The organism is Tenacibaculum sp. nBUS_03, assembly GCF_051201695.1.
GTDB lineage: Bacteria > Bacteroidota > Bacteroidia > Flavobacteriales > Flavobacteriaceae > Polaribacter.
Map to the genome: position 1 here is coordinate 1452533 of NZ_CP179214.1, position 12429 is coordinate 1464961.

At 29.8% G+C, this 12429-nt stretch carries 13 protein-coding genes and 1 pseudogene; 3 read left to right on the top strand and 11 right to left on the bottom strand.

Features of this window, described 5'->3' with window-relative positions:
• Positions 1-56: 56 nt before the first annotated feature.
• The 3 genes from ACMFBB_RS06685 to ACMFBB_RS06695 all read right to left on the bottom strand — a co-directional run bounded on the left by ACMFBB_RS06685 (position 57) and on the right by ACMFBB_RS06695 (position 4195).
• Positions 57-647: a Crp/Fnr family transcriptional regulator gene (locus ACMFBB_RS06685; RefSeq protein ID WP_435263667.1), complete on the bottom strand. Its 591-nt coding sequence runs from the start codon at positions 645-647 to the stop codon at positions 57-59.
• A 33-nt stretch (positions 648-680) separates the two neighbouring features.
• Positions 681-2036: a 30S ribosomal protein S12 methylthiotransferase RimO gene (rimO, locus tag ACMFBB_RS06690; protein WP_435263668.1), complete on the bottom strand. Its 1356-nt coding sequence runs from the start codon at positions 2034-2036 to the stop codon at positions 681-683.
• 509 nt (positions 2037-2545) lie between these two features.
• Positions 2546-4195 (bottom strand): amidase family protein, encoded by a 1650-nt coding sequence (locus ACMFBB_RS06695; protein ID WP_435263669.1) that lies wholly within the window; start codon positions 4193-4195, stop codon positions 2546-2548.
• A gap of 397 nt (positions 4196-4592) precedes the next feature.
• Between ACMFBB_RS06695 and ACMFBB_RS06700 the strand changes: the two genes are divergently transcribed.
• The gene (locus ACMFBB_RS06700; RefSeq protein ID WP_435263670.1) at positions 4593-5273 is read left to right on the top strand and encodes a hypothetical protein; all 681 of its coding nucleotides are present in this window, start codon (positions 4593-4595) and stop codon (positions 5271-5273) included.
• Positions 5274-5462: 189 nt separating this feature from the next.
• Here ACMFBB_RS06700 and ftsY read toward each other — a convergent pair whose 3' ends face one another.
• The 5 genes and pseudogenes from ftsY to ACMFBB_RS06725 all read right to left on the bottom strand — a co-directional run bounded on the left by ftsY (position 5463) and on the right by ACMFBB_RS06725 (position 8639).
• Entirely contained in the window at positions 5463-6416 is a 954-nt protein-coding gene (ftsY, locus tag ACMFBB_RS06705; protein ID WP_435263671.1) for a signal recognition particle-docking protein FtsY, read from the bottom strand.
• Between the two features lie 222 nt (positions 6417-6638).
• Positions 6639-6791 carry a DUF4295 domain-containing protein gene (locus tag ACMFBB_RS06710; RefSeq protein ID WP_093868831.1) on the bottom strand — a complete coding sequence of 51 codons (153 nt, stop codon included), beginning with the start codon at positions 6789-6791 and terminating at the stop codon, positions 6639-6641.
• Positions 6792-6857: 66 nt separating this feature from the next.
• Positions 6858-7040, bottom strand: coding sequence for a 50S ribosomal protein L33 (rpmG, locus tag ACMFBB_RS06715; protein WP_093868832.1), 183 nt, complete (start codon positions 7038-7040; stop codon positions 6858-6860).
• A gap of 28 nt (positions 7041-7068) precedes the next feature.
• Positions 7069-7308, bottom strand: a complete 240-nt coding sequence (gene rpmB, locus ACMFBB_RS06720) for a 50S ribosomal protein L28 (protein WP_020082122.1) — start codon at positions 7306-7308, stop codon at positions 7069-7071.
• An 82-nt stretch (positions 7309-7390) separates the two neighbouring features.
• A pseudogene (locus ACMFBB_RS06725) lies at positions 7391-8639 on the bottom strand (CinA family nicotinamide mononucleotide deamidase-related protein).
• A 100-nt stretch (positions 8640-8739) separates the two neighbouring features.
• Between ACMFBB_RS06725 and ACMFBB_RS06730 the strand changes: the two are divergent.
• Positions 8740-9525 (top strand): SDR family NAD(P)-dependent oxidoreductase, encoded by a 786-nt coding sequence (locus ACMFBB_RS06730; protein WP_435263672.1) that lies wholly within the window; start codon positions 8740-8742, stop codon positions 9523-9525.
• Positions 9526-10500, top strand: a complete 975-nt coding sequence (locus ACMFBB_RS06735) for an NAD-dependent epimerase/dehydratase family protein (RefSeq protein ID WP_435263673.1) — start codon at positions 9526-9528, stop codon at positions 10498-10500.
• Positions 10501-10504: 4 nt separating this feature from the next.
• On the opposite strand, the gene ACMFBB_RS06740 is transcribed toward ACMFBB_RS06735, so the two are convergent.
• The 3 genes from ACMFBB_RS06740 to ACMFBB_RS06750 all read right to left on the bottom strand — a co-directional run bounded on the left by ACMFBB_RS06740 (position 10505) and on the right by ACMFBB_RS06750 (position 12391).
• A complete protein-coding gene (locus tag ACMFBB_RS06740; RefSeq protein ID WP_435263674.1) occupies positions 10505-10828 on the bottom strand; it encodes a hypothetical protein in 324 nt (107 codons plus the stop codon).
• Positions 10829-10847: 19 nt separating this feature from the next.
• Positions 10848-11456, bottom strand: a complete 609-nt coding sequence (locus ACMFBB_RS06745; RefSeq protein WP_435263675.1) for a fumarylacetoacetate hydrolase family protein — start codon at positions 11454-11456, stop codon at positions 10848-10850.
• A gap of 95 nt (positions 11457-11551) precedes the next feature.
• Complete coding sequence (locus ACMFBB_RS06750; protein ID WP_435263676.1) at positions 11552-12391, bottom strand: 1,4-dihydroxy-2-naphthoyl-CoA synthase; 840 nt, start codon at positions 12389-12391, stop codon at positions 11552-11554.
• Between the last annotated feature and the right edge of the window lie 38 nt (positions 12392-12429).

The following is a 12429-nucleotide window of genomic DNA, read 5'->3' on the forward strand; positions in this document are numbered from 1 at the left end:
CCAAATGGTAATTAACACACGTTAAAAAAAATAAATTTATTTTAATAAAAATGCTCTTAACATCGCTTGTTTTTTTCTTCAGAAGAGCTAATTTCTTTTCGTATCCTACTAAGAGATTGTGGTGTGATTCCTAAAAATAATGACAAGTCTTTTAAAGGAACTCTAAAAATTAAATCTGATCGCTTTAATAAATCTAAGTAACGCTCTTTTGCTGTTAAGGTTTGAAAATTATGAATACCATATAAAACACTTGCAAAGGCATCTTCCCAAAGTAATCTACCAAACTTTTGCCATAATGGAAATCTATTATACAACGTTTCCATATCTTGAAAAGAAATACTATACAACTCAGTATCCTCTATTGCTCTGATATAAGAATCTGAACGCTGTCTTTTCTTAATTTTAGCAACATCAGCGATAAATTCATTTTCAAAGGCGAAGTAACGAGTGTATTGTACCTCTTGAAGTATATCATATATAATAAGACCTCCAGAAGCAACAAAATAATAGTCTGTAACTACTTGTTCTTTCTTTATAACAAATTTATCTTTTAAAACTTTTTTTTCTTTGAAAAAAGATAAAACTATTTCTAGCTCTTCTTCTTCTAAAGAAACATAATTATTAATGTATTTTATTAACTTTTCCATGAGTTCATTATATTAAATACATTAATTTTCTTACTATTTTTTTCTTCTTTGATTTAAAGGAATTGGTTTTTCTTGCTTAATTAGCGGTGTTCCATACAAATCAAAATCTCCAGCCTCGTGAATTTCTATATCTATAAATTCACCTAACTTTATATAATGATCTTTGGCATCAACTATTACATCATTATCAACATCGGGAGAATCAAACTCAGTTCTTCCATAATAATAACCTCCATCCTTTCTATCAAATAAACAACGGAATGTTTTACCTATTTTCTCTTGGTTTAATTCCCATGAAATTTGAGATTGTACTTCCATTATTTCATTTACCCTTCTAAACTTTACATCATCAGGAACGTTGTCTTCTAAATCGTATGCACCCGTATTTTCTTCATGTGAATATTCAAAAGCACCTAATCGTTCAAAGCGCATTTCTTCTACCCAATCTTTCAATTCTTGAAATTGCTCTTCAGTTTCTCCTGGATATCCAACTATTAAAGTTGTTCTAATAGCCATATTAGGAACAAACTCTCTAAACTTATGAATTAATGAGGTTGTTTTTTCATGAGTAGTACCTCGCTTCATCGATTTCAATATCTCACTATTGATATGCTGCAAAGGAATATCCAAGTAATTACAAACTTTTGGTTCATTTCTCATTACTTCAAGCACATCCAAAGGAAATCCAGAAGGAAAAGCATAATGTAAACGAATCCACTCAATTCCTTCAACTTTTACTAACTCTTTTAATAAATCAGCCAAAGCACGTTTTTTATAAATATCTAACCCATAATACGTTAAATCTTGTGCTATTAACATAATCTCTTTGATTCCTTTTTTAGCTAATTTTGTAGCTTCAATCACCAAGTTTTCTATTGGTGCTGATTTATGCTTTCCTCTCATTAAAGGAATTGCGCAAAAAGAACATGGGCGATCACACCCTTCAGCTATTTTTAAATATGCATAATGTTGAGGTGTTGTTGTTAATCGCTCACCTATCAACTCATGCTTATAATCTGCCTCTAAAACTTTTAATAAGTTAGGCAAATCATGAGTTCCAAAATATTGATCTACATTGGTAATTTCTTTTTCTAAATCTGGCTTATAACGCTCACTTAAACAACCTGTAACAAATACTTTATCAACTTCACCGGCTTGTTTACGTTGGGCATAATGTAAAATAGTATCTATACTTTCTTCTTTTGCTTTACCTATAAATCCGCAAGTATTAATTACCACAATGTTACCATTATCATTTTCATCTTCATGCACAACATTTTTACCATTTGCTTCTAATTGCCCCATTAACACTTCACTATCGTAAACATTTTTAGAACACCCTAAAGTAACTACGTTGATTTTATTTTGCTTTGGTGATTTAGTACGCATATCAAAATTTTGGACTGCAAAGATACATTTTAATTGAACCTTATTATTATATTATAGTCTTAAAAAATAAATTCATAGGTCATAAAAACTGTATTTCACCTTTTTTATCTATTAAACAATCTAAAAAAGGAAAATACCATAGCTTTATGATACTTCATAACTGAAAACTTTAGCAGAGTAATATATAAAGGGCAATAGCAGCTCTAAAATTTGGTATTTGGCTAGCACATGTAAAAACTCACTTCTATACTAGTATTGATTTCTATGGGAGAAAAAAAATTATTTCTTTAATATAATAGAGGGTCAAAATATCTCAGAACTAAATTGACAAATACTTCTTAAAAAAGAATACGTAACTCCAAATACACCAAGAGACATTTATAGAGCTCTAGCAAAAGTGATTAAAAGCACCTACGCAATAATTTACATGGGAGAAAAAGCTAATAGTGAAAATTTAGCATTCTCAGCTTTAACAACGAGCTTTGTTTAAAAATTAATAGTTTAATAAACTATTTATATGCTTCTGGAATTTTTCTCACGTTGGTTAACTGTTCAAAGGCATATCCAAACGCTAATAATGTTTTTTCAGACTTTGGTTTAGCTATAAAAGTTAAACTAATTGGTTCTCCTGTTTTTTTATATCCCATTGGTACTGTTAAAGTAGGGTAATTTGATACCGCTGCAATTCCTGAATGGTAATTATTTATAGAAACTAGTACCTCTACCTTATCATTTTTCAACGCTTGAAAATATTTTTCACCCTCACTTTTTAACTTCAGTTTAATATTCATTAACTCTTCTTTTGAAGTTGTATCATTAACTACTCCCATAAACAGTTGTTGCCCATAAGGGGCTCTTAATAGAGAATCTTCTTTATTAAATTTTACAATCTCATCTACTGAAGTAATTGTTTTAGCATCATTATCTAAAGACTTAAAGTAATTAGGTAAATCATGTTTCATCTCTGTCGTTAATAAATTTAAAAAACCTTCATAATTCATTTCTTCAGGAGCGAGTTCTACAAGTTTAGCTTCAGCTAACTTTAACTTATCGATTGCTTGTTTATAAATAGAATCAGATACTAATGCTGTTAAAAAACCTATTTTCTTTCCTTTAAGATGATTTTTATTCCGATCACTGGTACTAAATTCATTGTTCATCAACTTTACCATACTTGTAATAGTATCCAACTTATCATATCCAATCATTGCTTTTAAAAGAATGGAATTATCAATTACGCTTTTAGTCATAGGTCCTGGAGTATCTAGAGTACTAGAAATCGGGATAATTCCTGATCGACTTAACAATCCGACTGTTGGTTTTAAACCTACTACCGAATTTTGACTTGATGGCGATGTAATTGAACCTGACGTTTCTGTTCCTATTGCTGCAATTGCATAATTAGCTGCAACAGCAACTCCACTTCCAGAACTAGACCCTCCAGTTTCAAAATTCTTTCTTCCATAAGGGTTTAATGTTTGCCCCCCTATTGCACTATACCCTAACGGACATCCATTACAAAAGAAATATGCCCACTCACTTAAATTAGCTTTCCCTAAAATTAAAGCACCAGCTTCTTTCAGTTTTTGAACAACAAAAGCATCTTTTTTAGTAAAATTATTTTGTAAAATTGAAGCACCTGCCGTTGTAGGCATTTCTTGAGTATTTATATTATCTTTTAATAAAATAGGCATTCCATAAACAGAAGAAAAATCGTTTAGCCCATTTCTATCTCTAGCTCTTGCCTCTTCTAGAACTCTCGGGTTTAAAGATATGATAGCATTTAAAGATCTGGTACTATCCATTTCAAATTTTCTTATTCTGTATAAATAGAATAATGTTAACTTCTCGTAATTAAAAATATTTTCAGCAATACTTTTTTGAATTGATGGAATGTTTTGTTCCAATATTAGTGGTTTCAGGCTTTGATAATCTTCTTCAGAAAAACTAGCTAATTCTTTTTGAAAAGGCTCAAATGACTTCCCTAAATTTATATATTTAGATTGAATTAACTTAAATTTCATTCTTGGATTTTTATGATTTTGTTGTTCCTTTATTTCAGAAGTTTCATTATATTTTTTAAAACCATTTTCTATAAGTTCTTTTTTGCAAGCAACAAAAACTAAAGTAAATCCTAAAATTAAAATAAGCTGTTTCATTATTTATGTATTTGATAGCCAAATATAAGAAAATCAGCTACTTTATTTACTTAAAAATTAAATTTGATTTATAACTTAAAACCTCAATAACTCCTTTTTAAAATATCTCTTTAATATAATCTTTACATACTTTTTAAATCAAAGAGTTCACATCAAATACCAAATATTCAAATTTGTGTATATGCATAAAAGCCTTTTGAACTATAATCAAGAATGTAAAACAATTTACTCTTCCATTAAAACATCATTTTTAATAGTCTTGAAATCCATGAATATTTGTTATATAGCTAAATAACAAACAACTCCCCCTTGCTAAAAAATATTTTAACGTAATATTTTCTTATAAATAAAAATTATATTTGATAGTGAATAAGTTACCAATATTAATAACAAAAAAATGATTAGAAAAGTTATAATTATAGTTTTGATAATTAGTTTATCATCTTGCAAAAAAAAATCCATTAGTTTAGAAACTAAAAATTTTAACCTAGAGATAAGTTCAGTATATAGAAAACATGGAAATTTTAAAAATCAATTAAGAAATTACCCTCTTTTTATAGACGCAGATAAAATTGACTTAAAAGAAGTTTTAGGAATATTACTTAGAGTAGATACAAGCATAATAAAGATTAGAAATAAAGAGTTGAAAAATCAATTTTTTAATGTTTTTATAGAACCAAAAAATAGTGATTCAATAGTAAATAAAACTATTCTAACAACAATTCTTGATGAATGGAATTTACGCTTAGAAGAAAAAAACAACAAATCATATGCCATCGAAATTCTAGACTCAACAAAATACAATAACTTTAAATCTACTAAAAAAAACTTTGTTAATTATGTTTATAATTTATCCGATTCTATAAAAGTAAGTAATTGTAATTTAAAAAAAATAGCGGAAGTATTGAATTCTGAATACGCAGAAGAAATTGTTTTTAATAATGAATCAAAAAGAATCAATTATACTTGGAAAAAAATTGAATTTGATGATTTACAAACTCAATTGCAACATGATTTAGGTGTATCCTTTTTGGATACTAAAGAAGATATCAAGACATTTATAATTAGTGATAAATAAAGCTTCGATTATGAAAAACTATTATCAAATTTAAAAGTTCTTTTATCTAAATTCACTACTAATACTTTTAAAATAGCTAAAAAAGAAATAATTAGAGAGCCTGGTTTAAATAAATAAAGTTATGATCTATTTAATAAATTTCATAAAAAAACTCCCAATATGGGAGTTTTTTTATGAAATTTATATTTTTTATCTAAAAAAGCTGTCTACGAACTCATGCTTATTAAAAACTTGCAAGTCATCAATCCCCTCTCCAACTCCAATATATTTAACTGGAATCTTAAACTGATCAGAAATTCCTATAACTACCCCACCTTTTGCTGTTCCATCTAGTTTAGTAACTGCTAACGATGTTACTTCAGTAGCTTTAGTAAATTGTTTTGCTTGTTCAAAAGCATTTTGACCAGTAGAACCGTCTAATACCAATAACACATCATGAGGTGCATCTGGAATTACCTTCTGCATAACACGCTTAATTTTGGTTAATTCATTCATTAAATTAACTTTATTGTGTAAACGCCCTGCTGTATCGATTATAATCACATCAGCATCTTGGTTCAATCCTGACTGAACGGTATCATAAGCAACAGAAGCTGGATCGGACCCCATTTCTTGACGAATAATTGGAACTCCTGTTCTATCAGCCCATACCTGTAATTGATCAATAGCTGCGGCTCTAAAAGTATCAGCTGCTCCTAACACAACCTTCAATCCTTTCTTTTTAAATTGTGAAGCCAATTTACCAATAGTAGTTGTTTTTCCAACACCATTTACACCTACAACCATTAAAACATATGGTTTTTTATTTTCAGGAATAGTAAAATCAGTTTCATCTCCAGTATTCGTTTCAGAGAGTAATCCTGCTATTTCGTCTCGTAAAATTTGATTTAATTCTTCAGTACCTAAATACTTATCACGAGCTACTCGTTCTTCAATTCTCTCAATAATTTTTAATGTAGTATCAACACCAACATCAGATGAAACTAAAACTTCTTCTAAATTATCTAATACATCATCATCTACTTTTGCTTTACCAGCAACAGCTTTTGACAACTTAGAAAAAAAACTTGTCTTTGTTTTTTCTAAGCCTTTATCTAATGTTTCTTTTTTTTCCTTTGAAAAAATGTTCTTAAAAAAACTCATAGTTAAATTTTATAATCGCTTATACTAGGTTAAAAACCATACCAAACTCACTATATGGTCAAATTGTCATTTTTTACGATTACTTTTCGCATTAAGAATCAGATACTTTAGTATACTAAAACCTAACTCGAAGGGTAATGCTCAAAAGTACAGTTTTTTAATACATAAAAAAAGCTACCTTCAAAATTTGAAAGTAGCTTTTTTCTAAACTGTAAACAAGAATTACTTTTTAGCTATAAAGTCATTTACTTGTGTAGGATCCATAATAGCTTCAACAAATGTGTAAGCTCCAGTTTTAGGAGACTTTACCATTTTGATAGCTTTGGTTAATCTTTTTGAACCTGTTTGTAAAGTTGCTACTGATTTCTTTGCCATGTCCTATAGGTTATTGGTTGTTTTTTAAAACTTCAAATACGATTGTTTGATATTTTAAATCTCTAATTATTTTATTTCTTTGTGAACTGTCATCTTCTTCAAGATTGGATTAAATTTCTTTAATTCCATTCTATCAGGAGTATTCTTTTTGTTCTTTGTAGTAATATAACGTGAAGTTCCTGGTTGTCCAGTACCTTTGTGCTCAGTACACTCTAAAATTACTTGAACTCTGTTTCCTTTTTTTGCCATCTCTGTAAAATTTTATCTAAGTAAGGAATTATTTAGTTAAGAAACCTTTTTCTCTAGCTTCTTTAATTACAGCAGAGATTCCTTTTTTATTAATATTTTTTAATGCAGAAGCAGATACTTTTAAGGTAACCCACTTATCTTCTTCTGGAATATAGAAACGCTTAGTCATTAAATTAGCGTTAAACTTTCTTTTAGTTCTATTCAAAGCGTGTGATACATTGTTACCAACCATCGCTTTTTTTCCTGTTAATTCACAAACTCTAGACATCTTCTTGACAGTTTTATAGTGTTATTTCTAAACGAGGTGCAAATATACGAACTTTTAACAGAATTAAACAAAATATTACACGTTATTTTTTCATAATATTTTTTTGCAATAATTCTAATGCTTTAGTTACCGTCCTATTTATTACTTTTTCTCTGGGCTGACCAAAATTAAACTCCTGTACTTCAACGCCTTCATTATTTGCAATAGCTATATAAACAACCCCCACACTTTTATCAGTATCATCAGTAGTACGAACCTGCGTTTCCTGTTACAGCAATAGCATAATCGGTTTTTAGTTTATTTTTAGCAGACTGAGCCATCTGTTTAACTACTTCTTCACTTACCACTGTATACTTTTCAATTATCTCTTTCGGTATCCCCAGCAACTCCTGCTTCAATTTAGAGGTGTACGTAATAAAACTACCAGAATAATAAGCAGATGCACCACTAACTGAAACAATTGTTGATGCTATCTTTCCTCCTGTTAAGCTTTCTGCTGTACAGAGTGTTTGTTTTCTTTCATTTAACAAGCTGCCTATTCTTTTTTCTATAGATGCACCATCTTCAATACCGGCAATAATATCTGGAATTAACTTTTTTAGCTCTTGAACTTTTTCAGCCATAGTTTCTTCTAAAAGTGACTTATCATCTCCCTTAGCAGATAATCTTAAACGCACCCTGCCAAATGAAGGCAAATAAGCTAACTTTATGAAAGAAGGTAAATTCTCCTCCCATTCCTCTATTCTTTCAGCAATAACGCTTTCTCCAGTACCATAAGTCATAATTGTTTTATGCAAAATAAAAGGCAACCTAAATTTTTGTTGTAACTTAGGTAATACTTTTTTGGACATTAATCCTTTCATTTCATAAGGTACACCTGGCATTGATATAAAAATAGTATTATTTTCATCAAACCACATACCTGGTGCTGTACCAAATTCATTCATTAATAATTTTGCCTTTGAAGGCAACTGCGCTTGATATTTTTGTACTTCATTAAAAGGATGATTAACTCTTTTTAAAATTTTCTGTATATTTTCTATAACTTCCTCATAATGAACCACAGAATTATCTTTAAAATATTCTGCCAGTGTTTTCTTCGTTATATCATCTTTCGTTGGTCCAAGCCCTCCAGTAATAATAACAATATCTGCCCTTTCTTCCGCTTCTTTTAAAGCATTTAAAATATGTTGTTTTTCATCTTGTATGGAAGATATTTGATATACTGAAACTCCAATTTTATTTAATTCTTGACCTATCCATTGTGAATTAGTATCAACTATTTGCCCGATGAGAATTTCATCTCCAATGGTAATTATTTCTGCGTTCAAATAAATCTATTTAACTTTTGTTTCACAAAGATATAACTAATATTTATGCCATCAAGTGTCACAAAGTGTTTACTTTTATGTCTTTAATAAAAACCTACGTATGGAAAATAGTTTTGCTTTAATTACTGGTGCAAGTCAAGGCTTAGGACTTCATTTAGCTAAAGCGGTTGCTAGTAAAGGCTATAACTTACTGTTAGTTTCATTGCCAAATGAAAATTTAGCATCAAGTTCAAAAAGCATAGAAAATGAATTTAATGTTATTGTCAAGTTTTATGAAACAGATTTAACTTCTAAAAGTAACATCATAAACATGTGCGAATGGGCTAATAACTATAAAATTTCTATTCTAATTAATAACGCAGGCTGTGGTGGCTCGAAAAAAATAACAGAGGCCTCTCTAGATTATATAGAGAAAATCATTCAGTTAAATATTATTTCCACTTCTTTAATTACCAAATTAATAATTCCTAATTTAGCTTCCAATACCAAAAGTTACATTTTAAATGTATCTAGTATGGCTGCTTTTAGCCCTATTGGTTATAAAACTGTATATCCTGCATCGAAAAAATTTATTGATTATTTTTCTTTAGGTTTAGGTGAAGAGTTGAAAGAATTTAACATTTCTGTTTCTGTTGTATATCCCGGGCCTATGAAGACGAATCATGAAGTAAGTAGCAGGATTGAAAAACAAAGCAACTTTGTAAAATCTGGCGTAGTAAGCTTGGATGAAATGGCGTTTCAAAGTATTGAAAAAATGTTACAAAGTAAAAAAAGGATTATCCCTGGAAAACTAAACAAACTAAGTAAGCTTATTTTAAAAATTTTACCATTGAATACCAAAATAAAATTATTGAGTCAAGCTATTAAAAAAGAAATTGAAGTTTAAATGAAAATTTTAGTCACTGGTGCTAATGGTTTATTAGCTACAAACATTATAAAACAGCTACTTCAACAAAACAATGAAGTCATTGGGTTTTTAAGAAATCCAAACAGTTTTGCATTAGAACCAAATAAGAATCTTCAATTACAAACAGGAGATATTACTCAAGTTGAGTCGTATATTGAACTTCTTAATAATATAGATTGTATTATTCATGTTGCAGCACTAACTAATCAAAATATTATTGATTATAATGTGTATAAGAAAGTAAATGCTTCAGCCACAGAAACGCTATACAAAAACGCTGTTAAAAACAGTATTAAAACTTTTATTTACGTTAGCACAGCTAATTGTTTCGGTTACGGTTCATTAAATAACTTAGGAAACGAAACGAAAGCTATCTCTTTCCCTTTTACTAAATCGTTGTATGCTAAAAGTAAATTAGAAGGACAAGACGCACTTCTCAAATTATCTAATTCAAACCAACATACAAAACTTATAATTTTGAACCCTACCTTTATGATTGGTTCTTATGATACAAAACCCAGTTCTGGCAGATTAGTTTTAAGTGCCTACAAAAAGAAAATTATATTTTACCCTCCAGGAGGAAAAAGCTTTATTAATGTGGTTGATGCTGCTAAGGCAGTTATTAATTCAATAACTTATGGAAAACATGGGGAAGCTTACATTCTATCTGGTGAAAATTTATCCTATTTAGATTTTTATAAAAAAGTTACAAGACAACTAAATCAAAAATCATATTTTATTAAAATCCCCAAATTACTATTATTCTCAATAGGGTATTTAGGAAATTTACTTCGTTTTTTTAAGATAAAAACAGATTTATCTAGTGTTAATGTAAAAACATTATGTATACATAATTATTACTCAAACCAAAAAGCAATACAAAAAATAAAGCTTCAACAAACACCTATTGAAACGGGCATTGCTGAAGCCATTAAATGGTTTAAGTTGAAATAAAAAATTAATTATTCCCTATTTGATCTATCATTTTATCTCGAAGTGGGTTTTGCTTTTTCCAAGTTTTTTCCAAATAATAATATAATCCATAGCAACTCAAAATACCAAAAGGTAATGCCATTATTCCTAATATAAAGTTATTTGTTGTTTCTAAAAAATCAGACTCAATTATTACCACAAAAACTCCTAAGACCACACCAAAAACAAACGCCCCAAGGTAATAGACAATAATACCTAATATCGCAAAACCCCATTTATTTTTCTCGTATTCATCAGCTAATTCATAAAACTTCTTCCCTATAAAATAGAGTAACACCAATCCTAACATAACTTTCTTTTTTTTATTTTTATTTGATTTTTATTTGAAATGCTTCTTTATTTTCTATAACTCCAGTTAGCACATCATTTTCTTCAACTTTACCAACTCCTGCTGGGGTGCCAGTAAAAATCACATCGCCTTTTTTCAATGTAAAATATTGAGAAACATAACTAATCAACTCGTCAATTTTCCACAACATCGATTCGGTATTCCCATCTTGAACTACCTCACCATTCTTTTTAAGCTGAAAAGACAACTTGTTTAAATCAAACTCTTCTTTTGAAAAAAAATTTCCTATAACAGCACTTCCATCAAACGCCTTTGCTTTCTCCCATGGTAATCCTTTGTCTTTACATACAGCTTGTACATCACGAGCAGTAAAATCAATACCTAAACCTATTTCGTCATAATATTTATGAGAAAACTTTGGAGCTATATGCTTTCCTACTTTATTTATTTTTACCAACACCTCAACCTCATAATGAATATCATTTGAAAAGGGAGGTATAAAAAAAGGCATTTTTTTGGGTAAAATAGCAGAATCTGGCTTTAAAAAGATTACAGGACTTTCTGGCTTCTCATTTTCTAATTCTTCTATATGCTTTGCGTAATTACGCCCAATACAAATTATTTTCATTCTATAAAATAAAACGTCATTACGAAAAAGGAGGAACAATCTTTAAAATGATATTACCTCTTCATTTTTCCTCGTAATGACAAGTTAATTAAATTTTAAGGTATCCATGTTTTTGGAAAATTTGGCTTTCTTTTTTCTAAGAAAGCATCACGCCCCTCTTTAGCTTCATCTGTCATGTAAGCTAAACGCGTAACTTCACCAGCAAACACCTGTTGACCAACCATTCCGTCATCGGTTAAATTCATTGCAAACTTTAACATTTTAATTGATGTTGGCGATTTTTGTAATATTTCTTGAGCCCAATCAAATGCAGTTTGCTCCAACTCATCATGAGGTACTACAGCATTCACCATTCCCATTTCATAAGCTTCTTGTGCAGAATAATTTCTACCCAAAAAGAATATCTCTCTTGCTCTCTTTTGACCTACCATTTTAGCTAGATACGCCGAACCATATCCAGCATCAAACGAAGTTACATCAGCATCTGTTTGCTTAAAAATAGCATGTTCTTTGCTTGCCAATGTTAAATCGCAAGTTACATGTAAACTATGACCTCCGCCAACAGCCCATCCTGGAACTACACAAATCACAGCTTTAGGCATAAAACGAATTAATCGTTGAACTTCTAAAATATTTAAACGGTGATACCCGTCTTTTCCAACATAACCTTGGTGCCCACGTGCATTTTGATCACCTCCAGAACAAAAACTCCAAATACCATCTTTAGTTGACGGACCTTCAGCAGATAATAACACAACTCCAATATTAGTATCTTCATGTGCGTCATTAAATGCATCTAACAATTCAGATGTTGTATGCGGACGAAAGGCATTACGCACATTGGGCCTATTAAATGCTATCCTTGCAACATTATGCGATTTCTTATACGTAATATCTTCGTACTCTTTGGCGATTTTCCATTGAGGCTGTATCATAATTTCAAACTATTATCGTTATATAAAGCAAAAATAAC

Bases quoted from the DNA above. Each gene is read 5' to 3' on its own strand.
- ACMFBB_RS06695 (WP_435263669.1), bottom strand. From the start codon at position 4,195: ATGAAACAGCTTATTTTAATTTTAGGATTTACTTTAGTTTTTGTTGCT.
- ACMFBB_RS06730 (WP_435263672.1), top strand. From the start codon at position 8,740: ATGGAAAATAGTTTTGCTTTAATTACTGGTGCAAGTCAAGGCTTAGGA.
- ACMFBB_RS06700 (WP_435263670.1), top strand. From the start codon at position 4,593: ATGATTAGAAAAGTTATAATTATAGTTTTGATAATTAGTTTATCATCT.
- rpmG (WP_093868832.1), bottom strand. From the start codon at position 7,040: ATGGCAAAAAAAGGAAACAGAGTTCAAGTAATTTTAGAGTGTACTGAG.
- ACMFBB_RS06735 (WP_435263673.1), top strand. From the start codon at position 9,526: ATGAAAATTTTAGTCACTGGTGCTAATGGTTTATTAGCTACAAACATT.
- ACMFBB_RS06740 (WP_435263674.1), bottom strand. From the start codon at position 10,828: ATGTTAGGATTGGTGTTACTCTATTTTATAGGGAAGAAGTTTTATGAA.
- rimO (WP_435263668.1), bottom strand. From the start codon at position 2,036: ATGCGTACTAAATCACCAAAGCAAAATAAAATCAACGTAGTTACTTTA.
- ACMFBB_RS06710 (WP_093868831.1), bottom strand. From the start codon at position 6,791: ATGGCAAAGAAATCAGTAGCAACTTTACAAACAGGTTCAAAAAGATTA.
- ACMFBB_RS06685 (WP_435263667.1), bottom strand. From the start codon at position 647: ATGGAAAAGTTAATAAAATACATTAATAATTATGTTTCTTTAGAAGAA.
- rpmB (WP_020082122.1), bottom strand. From the start codon at position 7,308: ATGTCTAGAGTTTGTGAATTAACAGGAAAAAAAGCGATGGTTGGTAAC.
- ACMFBB_RS06745 (WP_435263675.1), bottom strand. From the start codon at position 11,456: ATGAAAATAATTTGTATTGGGCGTAATTACGCAAAGCATATAGAAGAA.
- ftsY (WP_435263671.1), bottom strand. From the start codon at position 6,416: ATGAGTTTTTTTAAGAACATTTTTTCAAAGGAAAAAAAAGAAACATTA.
- ACMFBB_RS06750 (WP_435263676.1), bottom strand. From the start codon at position 12,391: ATGATACAGCCTCAATGGAAAATCGCCAAAGAGTACGAAGATATTACG.